Source organism: Saccharothrix deserti, from assembly GCF_009769385.1.
Classification (GTDB): Bacteria; Actinomycetota; Actinomycetes; order Mycobacteriales; family Pseudonocardiaceae; genus Actinosynnema; species Actinosynnema deserti.
Map to the genome: position 1 here is coordinate 225,890 of NZ_VKAB01000016.1, position 16,682 is coordinate 242,571.

The 16,682-nt window shown below is 71.3% G+C and carries 13 protein-coding genes and 1 pseudogene; 4 read left to right on the plus strand and 10 right to left on the minus strand.

The window, feature by feature from the left end; all coding sequences use genetic code 11:
* Positions 1-174: 174 nt before the first annotated feature.
* Together FM051_RS26260 and FM051_RS26265 are read right to left on the minus strand one after the other, a co-directional pair.
* On the minus strand, positions 175-1,035 hold the full coding sequence (locus FM051_RS26260) for an ABC transporter permease (RefSeq protein WP_158847819.1): 861 nt from the start codon (positions 1,033-1,035) through the stop codon (positions 175-177).
* Complete coding sequence (locus FM051_RS26265; RefSeq protein WP_158847821.1) at positions 1,035-2,015, minus strand: ATP-binding cassette domain-containing protein; 981 nt, start codon at positions 2,013-2,015, stop codon at positions 1,035-1,037. The genes FM051_RS26260 and FM051_RS26265 overlap by 1 nt, the downstream gene beginning before the upstream one ends.
* A gap of 207 nt (positions 2,016-2,222) precedes the next feature.
* Here FM051_RS26265 and FM051_RS26270 point away from each other — a divergent pair, with 207 nt between their 5' ends.
* Genes FM051_RS26270 through FM051_RS26280 form a run of 3 tightly spaced genes read left to right on the plus strand, consistent with a single transcriptional unit; the run spans position 2,223 to position 5,034 of the window.
* On the plus strand, positions 2,223-3,152 hold the full coding sequence (locus FM051_RS26270; protein WP_158847823.1) for a DMT family transporter: 930 nt from the start codon (positions 2,223-2,225) through the stop codon (positions 3,150-3,152).
* A gap of 5 nt (positions 3,153-3,157) precedes the next feature.
* Positions 3,158-4,351, plus strand: a complete 1,194-nt coding sequence (locus tag FM051_RS26275; protein WP_158847825.1) for a sensor histidine kinase — start codon at positions 3,158-3,160, stop codon at positions 4,349-4,351.
* Positions 4,348-5,034: a response regulator transcription factor gene (locus FM051_RS26280; protein WP_158847827.1), complete on the plus strand. Its 687-nt coding sequence runs from the start codon at positions 4,348-4,350 to the stop codon at positions 5,032-5,034. Before FM051_RS26275 ends, FM051_RS26280 begins: the two co-directional genes overlap by 4 nt.
* A gap of 35 nt (positions 5,035-5,069) precedes the next feature.
* Here FM051_RS26280 and FM051_RS26285 read toward each other — a convergent pair whose 3' ends face one another.
* Complete coding sequence (locus tag FM051_RS26285; protein ID WP_158847829.1) at positions 5,070-7,082, minus strand: elongation factor G; 2,013 nt, start codon at positions 7,080-7,082, stop codon at positions 5,070-5,072.
* A gap of 200 nt (positions 7,083-7,282) precedes the next feature.
* Positions 7,283-8,241, minus strand: a pseudogene (locus FM051_RS26290) (D-2-hydroxyacid dehydrogenase family protein).
* Between the two features lie 250 nt (positions 8,242-8,491).
* Here FM051_RS26290 and FM051_RS26295 point away from each other — a divergent pair.
* Positions 8,492-10,759, plus strand: coding sequence for an ATP-binding protein (locus FM051_RS26295; RefSeq protein WP_158847831.1), 2,268 nt, complete (start codon positions 8,492-8,494; stop codon positions 10,757-10,759).
* A gap of 120 nt (positions 10,760-10,879) precedes the next feature.
* Here the strand turns inward: FM051_RS26295 and FM051_RS26300 are convergent, their stop codons facing one another.
* The 6 genes from FM051_RS26300 to FM051_RS26325 are packed head-to-tail and all read right to left on the minus strand — an operon-like array spanning position 10,880 to position 16,679.
* Positions 10,880-11,095, minus strand: a complete 216-nt coding sequence (locus tag FM051_RS26300; RefSeq protein WP_158847833.1) for a hypothetical protein — start codon at positions 11,093-11,095, stop codon at positions 10,880-10,882.
* Positions 11,092-12,033, minus strand: a complete 942-nt coding sequence (htpX, locus tag FM051_RS26305; RefSeq protein WP_158847834.1) for a zinc metalloprotease HtpX — start codon at positions 12,031-12,033, stop codon at positions 11,092-11,094. Before htpX ends, FM051_RS26300 begins: the two co-directional genes overlap by 4 nt.
* Positions 12,034-12,063: 30 nt before the next feature.
* Positions 12,064-14,730, minus strand: coding sequence for an ATP-dependent chaperone ClpB (clpB, locus tag FM051_RS26310; RefSeq protein WP_158847836.1), 2,667 nt, complete (start codon positions 14,728-14,730; stop codon positions 12,064-12,066).
* Between the two features lie 45 nt (positions 14,731-14,775).
* Positions 14,776-15,072, minus strand: a complete 297-nt coding sequence (locus FM051_RS26315) for a chaperone modulator CbpM (RefSeq protein ID WP_158847838.1) — start codon at positions 15,070-15,072, stop codon at positions 14,776-14,778.
* On the minus strand, positions 15,069-16,073 hold the full coding sequence (locus FM051_RS26320; RefSeq protein ID WP_158847840.1) for a DnaJ C-terminal domain-containing protein: 1,005 nt from the start codon (positions 16,071-16,073) through the stop codon (positions 15,069-15,071). The genes FM051_RS26315 and FM051_RS26320 overlap by 4 nt, the downstream gene beginning before the upstream one ends.
* A gap of 6 nt (positions 16,074-16,079) precedes the next feature.
* Positions 16,080-16,679, minus strand: coding sequence for a nucleotide exchange factor GrpE (locus FM051_RS26325; protein ID WP_158847842.1), 600 nt, complete (start codon positions 16,677-16,679; stop codon positions 16,080-16,082).
* Positions 16,680-16,682 lie beyond the last annotated feature (3 nt).

The following is a 16,682-nucleotide window of genomic DNA, read 5'->3' on the forward strand; positions in this document are numbered from 1 at the left end:
GACCTTCCCGGAGGTCGACGGCGCCTTGGTGTACTCGTCGTGCACCAGGATTTCGAGCGCGGCGACCACCATGCCGGTGTCGCTGTAGAGGGCGCTGAAGACCCAGCGGTCCAGGTCGTCGCCGCGCATGGAGCTCCTCTTCCACGGTGCTGTCCGGATCGACTCGGGGGTGTGTCACACGTCGCGGCGGGTGATGGCGAAGGCGGCCGCGCCGAGCGCCGCCGCGACCCACGCGGCGAGGACCGCGACTCCGGCGCCCGCGCTGAGGGTGCTGTCCCCCGCGGACATCACGGTGGTGAACGACGATGCGGCGGAACTGGGGAGGAACCGCAGGACAGTGTCCCAACTGTCGGGCAACAACGCCCCGGCCACGGTGGGCAGGACCATGATCCCGCCGACCACGGCGCCGATGCTGCCCGCCGTGCTGCGCAGCAGGATGCCCAGGCCCAGGCCGAGCAGGGCGATCGCGGTGACGTACCCGGCCATGCCGAGCACCGACCTCAGCACACCGTCGTCGGTGAGGGCCACGGTGGCGGCGTCACTGGCGGACAGGATGCCCATGCCCGCGCCGAACGCGCCCATGACGCCGATCAGCGCCGTCGGGATCACCACGGCCGCGAGGACGATCGCCTTGGCCGCGACGACCTGCCAACGCCGTGGCACGGCCGCCACCGTGGCGGAGATCATCCGCGAGCTGTACTCGCGGGCGCCGGCCAGGGAACCCAGCACACCGATCAGGAGCACCGCGAAGTCGGCTCCGGCCAGGACGGTCGAGAGAGGACCGCCGCCGCCGAGCGGGCCGCCGCCGTCCCCCGGCGCCGCAACGGACCCGGTCGACACGGCCGCGGACAGCGAGCCGAGGCCGATCATCACCAGGACGACGGTGGCCATGCCGATCCAGGTGCTGCGCAGGCTGCGGATCTTGATCCACTCCGAGTGGATCGCCCGGCCCAGGGTCTGGCGGTGCGCGGTGGTGGGGGTGGCGGTCGAAGTCGTCTCCGCCGGACGGGGCGGCATCTCCAGTGTGGTGGTCATCAGGCGGCCTTCGTGGTGTCGTCGGTGGCGGGGCGCGCGGTGCGAGCGGTGCGATCGGTGCGAGCGGGGTGCTGGGCGGTCGCGGTGAACTCGACCCGGTCTCGGGTGAGTTCGAGGTACGCGGACTCCAGCGAGGCCGTGACGGGGGTCAGCTCGTGGATCCTGAGTCCGTGTTCGGCGGCGACATCGCCGATCTCGGCCGCCGTCAGGTCCCGCACCTCGAACCGGCCCGGCTCCCGGGTGGTCAGGACGACCCCGTCCCCGGTGAGCAGCCGCGCCAGCGCGCCGGCGTCCGGCGAGGCGACGACGACCCTGCTGCCGCCCGAGGACTCCTCGATGAAGCCCTCGATCGAGGTGTCGGCCAGGATGCGGCCCTGGCCGATGACCAGCAGGTGGTCGGCGACCAGCTGCATCTCGCTCATGAGGTGGGAGGACAGCAGCACCGTGCGGCCCTCGTCCGCGAGTTCGGTGAGCAGGGCGCGGATCCACTGGATGCCGTCGAGGTCGAGACCGTTGACGGGTTCGTCGAGGATCAGGACTTCCGGGTCGGCCAGCAACGCGGCGGCGATGCCGAGGCGCTGCCCCATGCCGAGCGAGAACGAACCCGCCGACTTGTGCGCGACCTCGGTAAGGCCGACCGAGGCCAGTACCTCGTCCACCCGTCGCTTGCCGATGCCCACCGTGGCGCCGAGCGCGAGCAGGTGGTTGCGGGCGGTGCGTCCGCCGTCGGCCGCTTTGGCGTCGAGCAGCGCGCCGACCTCGGCGAGGGGTGCGCGGGACGCGGCATAGGGCCTCCCGTTGACCAGCGCGGTGCCGGAGGTCGGCCGGTCGAGGCCGACGATCATCCGCATGGTGGTGGACTTGCCCGCCCCGTTGGGTCCGAGGAAGCCGGTGACGACACCGGGCCGGACCGTGGCGCTGATGCCGTCCACGGCCACCTTGTCGCCGTACTTCTTGGTGAGTTGCTGGAGTTCGATCATCCTGGTCCTCGCGGTTGTGCCGGCGGCGTTGTTCCGCCGCGGTAGCGCTTGACGGCCTCAACGATGCTCGACAGGGCGGCTCGTCCGCGTCGTCCGGCGGCAGACAGCTGCGACAATCGGAGTACTGCGTTCGTGGTAGGTCGGCGGTGCCGCGCTTACCGTCGCTGGAGGACGTGTCCGCCGGCTCGAATGCCTAGCGTGATCCGCATGGATCCGACCGGGACGGCACTGGCCGTGACGCTGTGCGTGGCTTCGGCGTTCGCCTACGCGCTCGGCGCGGTGGTGCAGCAGAGGTTGGCCGACCGGCCGACGCGGACCCTGGTCCGCACGCCGTTGTGGTGGGGTGCGATCGGGCTCAACGGTCTGGGCGCGGTCCTGCACGTCGTCGCCCTGCCGTACGGCCCGCTGGTGCTCGTGCAGTCCTTCGGTGTGCTGACGCTGGCGCTGGCGGTGCCGATGGGTGCGGTGGCACAACGGCGTCGGATCACCGGCACCGAGTCCGTCGCCACGACGCTGGTCGTGGCTGGCCTGCTCGGGCTGCTGCTGTCGACCGGTTCCGGGCACGGCGCCGTGGCGCTGTCCGGCGGCCAGTTGTCCGGTCTGCTGTCGGTGACCGCTGCCGCGCTGATCCTCCTGGGCTACCGCGGCCGAGCCGCCGGCGCGTCCGGCCTCTGGTCCGCGGTGGCGGGCGGCACGGCGTTCGGTGTCTCGTCGGCGGTCAGCCAGACCGTCGCCGTGCACGTGACCACCGACGGCCTCGACGCCCTGCTCCGGCTCGACGTCCTCGCGGCGGTCGTGGCCATCGCCGCGCTCGCCACGGCGGGGGTGTTCTTCACCCAGCGCTCCTACCGCAGCGGCCTCGGTGCTCCGCTGGCGATCAGCAACATCGCCAACCCGGTGTCCGCCGCGGCGATCGGCGTGGTGCTGCTCGGTGAGCGGTTGGGCACCGACGTCAACAGCGTGCTGCTCGCCCTCGTCGCCGCGCTCGCCGCCGTGATCGGGGTCCACCTGCTGTCCGTCGCGTCGGCCGGGTCCGGCGCCGCGTCACCGTCCTACCGGGAGGAACCGAACCGCCGGTACGACGACACGTCCGCCGGTGTCCTCGTCGGCGTCCCGGTCACCATGCACGTACGGTGACCGCCATGGAGTCGACGAAGACGTCGGGGATCCGCGGGTGGATGTGCCACCACCCGCTGGTCGTCGACGCCGCGCTGGGCTGTCTCCTGGTGGTGGCCGGCGTGGTCGGTGAGCTGAAGGGGGTCGGTGAACGGCACGACGGCGTGATCACCGGCCGTGACATCGCGGCACTGGTCGTCGTGCTGCTGGCGGTCACGTTGCGGCGCAAGTGGCCGCAGCACACGCTGGTCGCCACGGCCGCCGCCGTGACCGTGCTCGTCGCCACCACCGGCGTCAGACAGGTCATCCTGCTCGTCGCCGTCGTGATCGCAGCCTTCACCACGGCCTCGCGCACCAGCCGCCGCGTCGCGTGGACGACCGCCGGTGCGGTCGCCGTCGTCATGTACCTGGTGGACGCATTCGGCAGCACGGGGTCCGTTTGGTCTCCCCAGAGCATCGGGATCGTCGCCTGGATCGGCATGGCCACCGCCGTCGGTGACGCCGCGCGCAGCCGCCGCGCCTGGGTCGCCGAGGTCGTGGAGCGCGCCCACCGCGCCGAGCAGACCCGCGAGGAGGAAGCCAGCCGCCGCGTCATCCAGGAACGGCTGCGCATCGCCCGTGAACTGCACGACGTGGTGGCCCACCACATCGCCGTCATCAACGTGCAGGCCGGCGCCGCCAGCCACGTCCTGCACCGGCAGCCGGAACAGGCCAACCGTGCGCTCACCCACATCCGCACCGCCTGCGACACGGTGCTCAGCGAGCTCTCCTCGATCGTCGGCGTCCTGCGCCAGTCCGACGACGACCCCGACTCCTCCACCGAACCGGTGCGCGGGCTGTCCCGCCTCGCCGACATGGTCGACGCGCTGGCCGCCGCCGGTCTCACCGTCGAACGCAGGCAGATCGGCGTGACCAGGGAACTGCCCGCCGTGGTGGACCTCGCCGCGTACCGCATCATGCAGGAAGCGCTCACCAACGCCCACAAGTACGGCACCGGCACGGCCGGCCTCACCATCACCTACACCCCCGAGGGCATCACCATCGACGTCGTCAACACCGTCGCCGCGGAACGCACGCCCGCCCAATCCGGGTACGGCATCGTCGGCATGAGAGAACGCGCCGCCGCCGCGGGCGGCACTCTAGAAGCCCAGGTGGGCCCCAACGGGCGGTTCACCGTGCACGCCGAACTGCCCGCACCGGCGTTGAAGGCCGTGTCATGACCATCCGCGTGCTGCTCGCCGACGACCAGGCGCTCATCCGCGCCGGCTACAAGATGATCCTCGACTCCGAACCGGACATCGAAGTCGTCGGCGAGGCCGTCAACGGGCGCGAAGCCGTCTTCCTGGCCCGCACCACCCGCGCCGACGTCATCCTCATGGACATCCGCATGCCCGAGGTCGACGGCATCGAAGCCACCCGCCGCATCGCCGCCGACGACGACCTCGCAGGCGTCCGGGTCCTGGTGCTGACCACGTTCGAGAACGACGAGAACGTCCTGCTCGCCGTGCGCGCCGGCGCCAGCGGGTTCCTCGGCAAGAACGTCGGTCCCGACGAGCTGATCCACGCCGTGCGGGTCGTCGCCACGGGCGACGCGATGCTCTCGCCGAAAGCCACCCGCGGGCTCGTCCTCCACGTCCTCAACCAACCGGAGGCCGCCGCACCACCGCAGGCCACCACCACCGCGCTCAAGCACCTCACGGACCGCGAACGCGAGGTCGTCGTCCTCGTCGCCCACGGTCTGTCCAACGACCGGATCGCCGAATCCCTCCACCTCTCACCGCTGACGGTGAAGACCCACGTCAACCGCGCGATGACCAAGCTCGGCGTCCGCGACCGCGCCCAACTCGTCGTCATCGCCTACCAGAACGGCCTGGTGCGGCCGGGCGAACCACCGCCGCCCTGACCGCACGTCGGCAGCCACGTCCGACCGAAGTCCAATTAGGACATCGTCTTCGCCGCCAGGTTCCTGTTGGACAGATAACGCATGTACTCGTCGTGGTCGAGCGGGTTGCCGTCGAACCGCTCACGGGTGGGAGGTGTGCCGCGGACCCGGCGGTCGCTGCCGGGTTCGTACCAGATCGTCCCCTCGCCGTGGGTGAGGCCGGGCAGGGCGATGGCGAGGTCCCGCAGCGATCTGGCGGCGATCTCGGCCGGCACGACCCAGCCCGATCCGGACTCCGCCGCCTGCCCGAGGTCGGCTCCCAGCGACACGAGGAAACCGATCACGCCGCTCAGGGCGTCGTCCGGCACCTCCACCTCGATGGTGTAGCTGGGTTCGTAGACGGCGCTGCCCGCCGCCTTGAACGCCCGCATCAGGATCAGGGGTGTCAGGTTGCGGAAGGCCGCGGCCACGGTCATCGGCGGCTCGTAGCCGATGTGGGTGATGGTCACCGCGCAGTCGGTCACCTCCCAGCCGTACAGGCCCTGCTGGAGCGTCGCCACGGCGGCGTCCTCGATCGCGCGGTGGTAGGCCCTGGGCAGCGCGCCCGACTCCACCTCGCGGGTGAAGGTGTTCCCCGTGCCGCGCGGTGCGGGCTCGATGCGCACGCCGAGCGTCTGCCAGAACTCGTTGGGGCCGCGCGGCGCGAACTCGTGGACCGCCTCGCCCCGGCCGGCCGGTCGTTCGAAGTACACCGGCTGGACCTGTTCGAAGACCGCCTCGACACCGAACTCGCGCTTGAGCCGTTCCGCGATCACCTCTTTCTGCACCGCTCCGTAGAGCAGCACCGACGTGGCGCCGCCGGCGACCGTGCGGGTCCGGATGAGCGGGTCCTCGTCGGCGAGCCGGGTCAGCGCGGCGTGGAGTTCGACTTCCCGGCCCGGCTGCTCGGGCCGGACGAGCGACTCCAGGATCGGCGGGGAGAAGTGCGCCCGCGGTCGCGACGCGTCCTCCTCTCCTACCCGGTCGCCGACGCGCACCCGGGGCAGGCCGCGCAGCTTGCCGATGTTGCCGGCGGTGAGCGGTCCGGGCCGGGACCGCACGCCGCCGCCCTTGTCGCCCGCGCCGACGACCTCCAGTCCGGCGATGCGCCCGCTGTACTCCTCGGTGGCCCCGGCGTCACGCCGGTGGAACGTCACCCGCTGCCGTTCGTGCAGCTTTCCGGAGAACAGCCGCAGATACGCGACCTTCTCCCCCTTGCCGGTGCGTTCGATGGCGAAGACCGTGCCGCGGGTGCCGTCGTCGGACGACGGGTGGCCGCGGCGCACGAGGAATTCCCGAATGCCCTCGGTGAGTTCACCGGTGCCCGCGCCCGACATCGCGGATCCGAAGAAGACGGGGTGCACCAATCCTTCGGACGTCAGCTCCCCGAGTTGTTCGCGAATTCCCTCGTGCGCGGGCATGGTGTCGTAGACGAATCGGCTCAGCAGTTCCTCGTCGTTGTCCGCGAGGAGTTCGGCCACCTCGGTGGAGAAGGTCGCGTCGGCGAACGACCGGAGGGCCACGGCCGCTCCACGCGTGCCGAGCCCGTCGACCCGCACCACCGGGACGACGGCGGGCGTGAGCCTCCTGCGGATGTCGGCCAGCAGGTCGTCGTAGCGGGCGCCCATCCGGTCGATCTTGTTGACGAAGATCAGCGTGGGCAGGCGCAGGCGCTTGAGGGACCGCATGAGCACCCTGGTCTGGGCCTGGACGCCCTCGACCGCCGAGATCACCAGGACGGCGCCGTCGAGCACGGAGAGCGCGCGCTCCACCTCGGCGATGAAGTCCGGGTGCCCCGGCGTGTCCACCAGGTTGACCTGCAGGTCCCCGAGCGCGAAGGACGCCACGGCGGAGCGGATGGTGATGCCCCGCTGCCGCTCCAGTTCACCGGCGTCGGTCTGGGTGTTGCCGCCGTCGACGCTGCCGAGCGTCGGAATGGCGCCGTTGTCGAACAGCAGCCGCTCGGTGAGGCTGGTCTTACCCGCGTCGACGTGCGCGAGGATGCCCAGGTTGAGGGTTTGAGTCGCCATGAAGGTCCTCGAAGGTGTGGGAAGTGGCACTGGGCCGGACAACACCAACGAGTCGCCGCATGTCTCGAATCCTCCATCAAATTCGGAGATCGTGCGCTCAAATAAACGCGCACATTATAGTAATGGAGTGGACTCACCACGGCAAACGAATAAACCTGATCGAGGGACCTGATGGAGGGAGACGACCTGGGGATGCGACCTCAACCGGCTCGCAGCTGCCGAATCGGGTCGCCGTCGACGAAGGCGGCGATGTCCTCCACGACGTCGCCGTAGTACGTGCGGTAGTTCTGCTCGGTGACGTAGCCGAGGTGCGGTGTGGCGAGCACGTTCGGCAGCGAGCGGAGGGGGTCGTCGGCGGGCAGCGGCTCGGTGTCGAAGACGTCGAGGCCGGCCCCGGCGATCCAGCCCTCCCTCAGGGCGCGGAGCAGAGCCGTCCGGTCGACGAGCCCCGCGCGGGAGGTGTTGACCAGGTAGGCGTGGGGCCGCATGGCGCGCAGTTCCGCTTCCCCGAGCAGGCCACGCGTGCGCTCGGAGAGCACAAGGTGGATCGACACGAAGTCACCGCGTCGCAGCAGGTCCTCCTTGCTGTCGGCCAGTTCCGCCCCGCGGCGGCCGCGCGTTCGGCGGTGAGGTGCGGGCTCCAGGCGAGCACCCGCATGTCGAACGCCGTGGCGACGCGGGCCACCCGGCTGCCGATCTTGCCGAGCCCGAGCAGCCCCAGTGTCCGGCCGTGCAGGTCGTGGCCCACTGTGGACTGCCACGGGCCTCCCTCGCGCAGTGCCCGGTGCTCGACCGTCAGGTGCCGGGCCAGCCCCAGGATCAGCGCCCACGTCAGTTCCACCGGCGGGGTGGAACTGCTGGCCGTGCCGCAGACGGTCACCCCCGCGGCAGCCGCTGCGGCGAGGTCGATGGACGCGTTGCGCATGCCCGTCGTCACCAGCAGCCGCAACCGGGGCAGGCGGCGCAGGAGTTCCGCGTCGAAGGGTGTCCGCTCCCGCATGGCCACGACGACCTCGCAGTCCGCGATCGCGACGACGAGCTCGTCCCGGTCCGCCAGGTGTTCGCGCAGCACGCGCACTTCCACCCGTCCCGCGAGAGGCGTCCAGTCCGCGTGGGTCGGGGCGGCGCCCTGGTAGTCGTCGAGCACGGCGCAGTGCAATGTCATGGCAGACAATGTTGCACGGTGTGTAGACCGTCGACTCGGGACGGTCACCGCAACCTGCTCGGCGGCCGTGAGGACGGCCGGCCACGCCCCGGTGTATTCGCATTCGCAACCGTTCGACGATACCAAGGGCACGAGCAGGAGCGCATACTGAACGTGACGGGACCACCATGCGGTTCCGAGAAGGTTCGTCACCATGACCGTCATCAATAATCGAACACGACAGCTCGGCAACCTCCCTGCGCCCTTGACCAGCTTCATCGGGCGGCACCAGGAGATCGCGGCGGCCAAGGGCCTGTTGTCCGCGAGCCGGGTGCTCACCTTGACCGGCACCGGAGGAGTGGGCAAGACGCGGCTCGCGCTGCAGATCGCCGCCTCCCTCCGCCGCGCCTTCCACGACGGCGTGTGGCTGGTCGAACTCGCACACCTCACCGACGCGGGGATGCTCCCGCGCACCGTCGCCGGGACCGTCGGGCTGCGCGACGAGTCCCCCTCCCCCACCGCCCGCCTGGCCGAGCACCTGTCCGACAAACAGCTCCTGCTCGTGCTGGACAACTGCGAGCACCTGCCCGACGCCTGCGCGTACCTGCTCGACACCATCCTGCCGGTCGCGCCCTCGGTGAAGGTCCTCAACACCAGCAGGCAGCGGCTCGGTGTCGACGGCGAGCAGCTCATGAACGTGGACCCGCTCCCGGTCACACCGGAGGGCGGGAGCCGCCAAGAAGCCGTGCAGCTGTTCGTCGAGCGCGCACGTGCCACCGCACCCGGCTTCGAGCTGACCGACGCCAACCGCGACACCGTGGTCGCCATCTGCCGGAAGCTGGACGGGCTGCCGCTCGCGATCGAGCTGGCCGCGGTGTGGGTGGCCGCCTTGACGCCCGAGCAGATCCTCGCCCAGCTGTCGGACCGGTTCCGGCTGCTGTCGGGCGGACGGCGCGGCTCACGTCCGAACCAGCGGACCCTCCAGGCCGCCGTGGACTGGAGCTTCTCGCTGTGCTCCCCGCAGGAACGCGCGCTGTGGACGCGGCTGTCGGTGTTCACCGGGGGATTCGACCTCGACGCGGTCGAGGCCGTGTGCGTCGACGACGAGGTGCCGCGCGAGGACGTGGTCAGCCTGGTCGCCGCGTTGCTGGACAAGTCCGTCATCGACCGCCTCACGCACCTGCAGGACGACCGCACGCGCTTCCGGATGCTGGAGACCATCCAGTCCTACGGCCTGGCGAAGCTGGCGGAGTCCGGGCGCGAGCACGAGGTCCGCCAACGCCACCGCGACCACTACCGGCGGCTGTCGATGCGGTACGAGGCGGAGTGCTTCGGCGCGCAGCAGGTCGACTGGCTGCTGCGGTTGCGCGCCGACCACGCCAACCTGCGGTCCGCCATCGAGTTCTGCCTCAACGCGGACGAGGGGTGCACCGCGCTGGAAGTCGCGGGCCCGACCTACCACTGGATCTCGTCCGGGTACCTGCGCGAGGGCCTGACCTGGTTGGACCGGGCGCTGGCGGCCGACCAGGAGCCGAGCGCGGTGCGCGCCAAGGCGTTGTGGGTGCGCAGCTTCCTCGCGATCCTGCTCGGTGAGGAGGGCGCGCCGGAGCGCATGCTCGCCGAGTGCCGCGCGCTGGCCGAACAGCTGGACCGGACCAACATCTTCTACCCGAAGATCTGGCAGTGCCAGGGCCTGGCCGCGTTCATGCACGGTGACGTCGACGAGTCCGAGCGGCTGTTCGAGAAGGCTCTCGAATGGCACCTGCGGGCGGGCCCCGGTCACTTCCACTGCGCGTTCGACTGCATGTTCCAGCTGGCCCTGATCAGCCTGCACCGCGACGACGAGCAGGCCGAGGAACGCGTGCGGCGGTGCCTCGCGTTCTGCGAACAGCACGGGGCCGACTGGTCCAGGTCCTACGCGCTGTGGCTCCAGGGCGTGCTCCTCTGGCGGCGCGGCGACACCGACGACGCCCTGCCGCTGCTGTACGAGAGCATCCGGCTGCGGCAGCCGGTCGACGACCAGACCGGCCTGGCCCTCTGCGTCGAGGTCATCGCCTGGTGCGAGGCGGCCAACCACCGGTGGGAGCGGGCCGCGACGCTGCTGGGCGCGGCGATGTCGGTGGTGAGGCACAGCGGCGCCAACATCGCGCACGACCCGATGCACCGGTTCGCCCACGACGAGGTCGAGACTCACGTACGCGCACAGCTGGGTCCCGAGCTCTTCGCCCGGCACTACAACGCCGGTGCCGCGTGCTCGCCAGAGGAAGCGGTGGCGCTGGCGCTGCCGGAACAACGACGCCGCGAGACCGCCGCCGCCGCGGCCACCTCGGACGTGCTCACCCGCCGTGAGGCCGAGATCGCCGACCTCATCGCGGCAGGACGGACGAACCGCGAGATCGCCGCCGCGCTGGTCATCTCCCAGCGCACCGCCGAATCCCACGTGGACCACATCCTGTCCAAGCTCGGGTTCACCTCGCGCACGCAGATCGCGACGTGGGTCATGGAACGGCGCACGGCCCTCGGCGGTCGTTGAGCGGCGACCGCACCGGCGGCTCCGCACCAGCGGGGCCGCCGGCGGGCGGGCTTCAGCTGGTTCGGGAGCCGATGGTCAGGGTGATCTGCTGGTCTGCGTCACCGCGGGCCAGCGTGATCGTCACCTGTTGCCCAGGCCTTCACCGGCCTGGACGGTGACCACGCTCGGCCCGATCCGTTCGACCACGTCGGCGAAACCGGCGTCCGCCCCGGCCGGGGTCGGGGCGGTGACGACCGGTTCGCCTCCGGTTGGTGCGGTGGCGTCTTCCGCGGTGCACGCCGACAGCGCGATGACCGCCGCCGCCACCGCCGCGCTGATCCTCCGTTTCCTGGTCATGGCCGTCGGAAGTACCTCGGGGTCGGCACCGTCACGTCGGGGAACGGTGTGCTGTGGACACGACGCGGCAGGTGGGTGCGGCGGTCGGCGGCCAAGTGCCGCAGGCGGCGGATCCGGTCGGCTGTCGGCGGGTGGGTGCGGAACAGCGCGGCCATGCCGCCGGCGGTGAGCGGGTTGGCGATCATGAGGTGCGCCCGGGACGCGTGCGGCGCGTCGGCGGGCAACGGCAGGCGCCGGACGCCGTGCTCGATCTTGTCCAGGGCGCTCGCCAGGGCGAACGGGTCGCCGGACAGGTGTGCTCCGTCGGCGTCGGCCTGGTACTCGCGGCTGCGGCCGATGGCCAGCTGGATCAGGCCGGCGGCCAGCGGCCCGAGGATGAGCATGAGCAGCGCGGCCAACGGGTTGGGCGCCTCCTCGTCGTCACCGGACCCGAGCGGCAGGAACAGCGCGAGGTTGGCCAGCGAGGTGATGATGCCGGCGAGCGCGGCGGCGACGCTGGAGATGAGGATGTCGCGGTGGTACACGTGGGACAGTTCGTGGCCGAGCACCGCACGCAGCTCGCGTGGGGTGAGCAGGCGCAGGATGCCCTCGGTGACGCAGACCGCGGCGTTGACCGGGTTGCGGCCGGTGGCGAAGGCGTTGGGCTGCGCGATCGGGCTGATGTACAGCCGCGGCATGGGCCGGCCGGCGGCGGTGGCCAGTTCGCGCACCATCGCGTACAGCTGCGGTGCTTGGACTTCGGTGACCGGTCGGGCGGCCATGGCCCGCAGCGCGAGCTTGTCCGACCAGAAGTAGGCGGCCCCGTTCACCGCCAGGGACAGCACCGTGGCGAGGACGAGTCCGGGACCGCCGCCGAGCCAGTAGCCGGTGGTGAGGATGAGTGCCGTGAGCAGACCGAGCAGCAGCGCGGTCTTCAGTCCGTTGTAGTAGCGACGCATCGTCGTTCAGCTCCTTCCAGTGGTGATGCGTCATGCGCCGGCAAAGGTCGGTGTGCTGTCAGGAGCATCCGCACCCGGACCGCGGTCCGGATCGTCGTAGGTGACGGCCAGCGTTCCGTCGGCGAGTCCGAGGTGGATGGTCGCGCCGTCGTGGACGTCGCCGCCGAGCAGGGCACGGCCGATGCGGGTCTCCACCTCGCGGGCGAGGTACCGGCGCAGCGGGCGGGCCCCGTACACCGGGTCGAACCCCTGTCGGGCGATGAAGTGCCGTGCTTCGTCGGTGAGGTCGAGGGTCATCCGGCGTTCGGTGAGCCGACCCCGCAGCTCCTGCGCCATCAACTCCACGATGCGTTCGATCTCCGCCTCGGTCAACGGCTTGAACAGCACGATGTCGTCCACCCGGTTGAGGAACTCGGGGCGGAAGTGGCCGCGCAGCGCCGCCATCACCCGCTCCCGCGCCTCGGGCTTGATCTCGCCCGCCGAGGTCGCCCCTTCCAGCAGGTACTCGGATCCGATGTTCGAGGTCATGATGACCACGGTGCTGCGGAAGTCGACCGTGCGGCCCTGGGCATCGGTCAGCCGCCCGTCGTCCAGGACCTGGAGCAGCGTGTTGAACACGTCCGCGTGCGCCTTCTCGATCTCGTCGAACAGGACCACGGAGTACGGCTTGCGGCGCACGGCCTCGGTGAGCTGACCGCCTTCCTCGAACCCGACGTAGCCGGGCGGTGCGCCGACCAGTCGGCTGACGGTGTGGCGTTCCTGGTACTCGCTCATGTCGAGGCGGACCATGTTGTCCTCGGTGTCGAACAACGCCGCCGCCAGCGTCTTGGCCAGCTCGGTCTTCCCGACGCCGGTGGGGCCGAGGAAGACGAACGACCCGATCGGCCGGCGCGGGTCCTTGATGCCGGAGCGGGCGCGGATGATGGCGTCGGCGACCAGCGTCACGGCTTCGTCCTGGCCGACCACGCGCTCGTGCAGGATGTCGTCCAGGCGCAGCAGCTTGTCCCGTTCGCCTTCCTGGAGCCGGGCCACCGGGATGCCCGTCCAGCGGGACACGATGGCCGCGATCTCGTCGGCGGTGACCACCTCGCGCAGCAGCCGCCGGCCACCCTGCTTGGACGTCAGGTGCTGCTCCTCGGCGTCGAGCCGGCGTTCCAGTTCCGGCAGCCTGCCGTGGCGCAGTTCGGCGGCGCGGTTGAGGTCGTAGTCCCGTTCGGCCCGCTCGGCCTGCAGCCGGACCTGCTCGATCTCCTGCCGCAGCGCCTGCACCTTGTGCAGCGCGGACCGCTCGGCCTCCCACTGCGCGCGCATGGCGTCGGCCTCGGCGTGCAGATCGGCCAGTTCCTTGCGCAACTCGGCCAGCCTGGTCCGGCTCACCTCGTCGGTCTCCTTGGCCAACGCGGCCTCCTCGATCTCCAGCCGCATCACCCGCCGGGTGAGTTCGTCCAGCTCGGCGGGCATGGAGTCGATCTCGGTGCGCAGCATCGCGCAGGCCTCGTCCACCAGGTCGATCGCCTTGTCCGGCAGGAACCGGTCGGAGATGTAGCGGTGGCTCAGCACGACCGCCGCGACCAACGCGCTGTCCTGGATCTTCACGCCGTGGAAGATCTCCAGCCGTTCCCGCAGGCCGCGCAGGATCGAGACGGCGTCGGCCTCGTCCGGCTCGTCGATCAGCACCGGCTGGAAACGCCGTTCCAGCGCGGCGTCCTTCTCGACGTGCTTGCGGTACTCGTCCACGGTGGTGGCGCCGATCATGTGCAGCTCACCGCGGGCCAGCATGGGCTTGAGCATGTTGCCCGCGTCCACGGCGCCCTCGGCCGCGCCCGCGCCGACCACGGTGTGCAGTTCGTCCACGAACAGCAGGATCCGGCCCTCGGCCGCCTTCACCTCGTTCAGCACGGCCTTCAGCCGCTCCTCGAACTCACCCCGGTACTTCGCGCTGGCGACCAGCGATCCCATGTCGAGCGCGAAGACGGTCTTGTCGCGCAGCCCCTCCGGCACGTCGCCGCGGTGGATGCGCTGCGCGAGTCCTTCCACGATCGCGGTCTTGCCGACACCGGGATCACCGATCAGCACCGGGTTGTTCTTGGTCTTGCGGGACAGGATCTGGACCACCCGGCGGATCTCGCCGTCACGGCCGATGACGGGGTCCAGCTTGCCCGCGGCGGCGTCGGCGACCAGATCGCGGCCGTACTTCTCCAACGCCTCGTAGGCGACCTCGGGCATGGCGGAGGTGACCCGCTGGTGGCCGCGGATCGCGGTCAACACCTGGAGGAACCGGTCACGGGTGAGGCCGTGCTCGTGCAGCAGCCTGCCCGCGGCCGTGGTCGAGCCTTCCTCGATCAGCGCGATCACCAGGTGTTCGACCGAGACGTACTCGTCCTTGAGGCGCTTGGCTTCCCGATCGGCGGTGTCCAGCAGGTCGGCCAGGCGGCGGGTGAGGAACACCTGGCCCGGCGCGGCGCCCGGACCGGAGACCCGCGGCCGACGGCCGAGCTCCGCCTCCAACGCCGTGCGCAGCGCGTCCGGAACCACACCGGCCTGGTCGAGCAGGCGTGGCGCGAGCCCTTCGGGGTCGTCCAGCAGGGCGAGCAGCAGGTGTTCCCCGTCGGTCTCGGTGTGCCCGAACCGCAACGCCTTGGTCTGCGCGTCGTGCAAAGCCTGTTGGGACTTCTGGGTCAGACGCTCGGTGTCCACGATCAACCTCCACGAACGATCTCGAGTTCCTCGCCGCCGGTGTCGTCACCCGAGGCGCACCGCGCGTTCCAGGTCGGCCACCCGGTCGAGCAGGTCGAGGACCAGGCCGAGGGCGGCGTAGTTGACCGAGAAGTCCGCGCGCAGCCGTTGGATGCGGGCCAACCGGACCAGGTGCGCCGGGCCGAACCACAACGCACCGGCCCGGTCGCGGTCGGGTTCGAGCAGGCCGAGGGCGACCAGGCGGGTGACCAGTTCCGGATGGGCGCCCGCGGCGTGGGCGAACGACTCCAGGTCCAGCCACCCGAGCTGGTCGTGGTGGTAGCGGATCAGGGCGTAGGTCATGTCCGACTCCTCGCCGAAGTGGTGGTGCGCGGGTCGAACGCGGAGGTGGCGGCCAGTTCGGCGAACAGCCGCCGCTCGGTCTCGCTGAGCGTGGCCGGCACCACGATCCGCGCCTCGGCGAACAGGTCACCGGCCGTACCGCGCGGGTCGGGCAGGCCCTGACCGCGCAACCGCAACCGCCGTCCGCTCGACGTCCCCGGTGGCACCTTGACCTTGGCCTGACCACCCGGCGTGTCCACCGCGACGGTGGTGCCCAGTGCCGCCTCCCACGGCGCCAGCGGCAGCTCCACCAGCAGGTCACGGCCCTCGACCCGGTAGCGGTCGTGCGGTGCGAGCCGCACCACCAGGAACAGGTCGCCCGGCGCGGCGCCGCCGCCACCGCGCCCGCCCTGGCCGGCCAGCCGGATCCGCTGACCGTCCGTGACGCCGCGTGGGATGTTGACCTGGAGCGTGCGCGGCCCGTCCGGCCCGGACAAGGTGATCGAGCGCTGCCCGCCCCGGTAGGCCTCCTCGACGGTCAGCTCCAGCTCGGCCTCCTGGTCCGCGCCGCGCACCGGCTGCCTGGCCGTGCGGCGCGGGCCCTGGCCGAACATCCCGCCGAACAGGTCCTCGACGCCGAAGCCGAACGGTGAGCCGAAACCCGTGTCGAAATCCGTCTCGAAGCCCGGTCCGGTGCTGACCCAGACCTGGTCGCCGAACGGTCCCGCCCCGGTGGGTGCGCCGCGTCGGGCACGCGCGCCTGCCCGGCGCCACGTCTCCGGGTCGACGCCCTCGGGGACCTGCCGGAAGTCCGGCCCGAACGTGTCGTAGCGGCGCCGCAGCTCGGGGTCGGACAAGACCTGGTAGGCCTCGGAGATCTCCCGGAACCGCGCCTCCGCGCCCGGGTCGGAGTTCATGTCGGGGTGGTAGCGGCGGGCGAGCTTGCGGTAGGCGCGCTGGATCTCGTCCTGGCCGGCATCACGGGACACCCCGAGTGCCTCGTAGAAGTCGCGACCGGCCACCGCGGATCACCCCCCGTTCTCCCCGTCGGACGACCCGTCGCCCGCGGGCCCGCCGTGCTCGGGTCGTGCCGCCACGACGACCGCCGCGGCACGCAGCTGCCGTTCGTCCTCGCCGTAGCCGGGCCGCAGCACGGCCACGACCGTGCCCGGTTCGGCCTCGGTGTCCGCGGTGGCGGAGACGGCCTCGTGCCTGGCCGGGTCGAACGTCGCGCCCACGTCGTCCCGCCGGGGGAAGCCCAACCCGGCCAGCACCGTCAGCGCCTGGTCCCGGACCGCCCGCACGCCTTGCACGATCGAGGTCGGATCGGCGTCGGCGTGCTGCAACGCCAGCTCCAGGTTGTCCACCACGGGCAGCCAGGCCGCCGCGACCCGGCTGCGCTCCTCCCACCGCTGCCGCTCGGCCTCACGGGCGACCCGCTTGCGCAGGTTGTCCAACTCCGCCGCGGTACGCCGCCAGCGGCCCTCCAGCCGCGCCACCTCGGCCTCGAACTCGGCCACCCGGTCCGCACCCCCCACCTCGGCGGTGGAGGGTGCGGTGCGCCGGGCCTGGTCCGAGGGCGGCTGCGGATCACCGCGGCCGGGTGTGAAACCTTCCTGTTGGGCCATGGC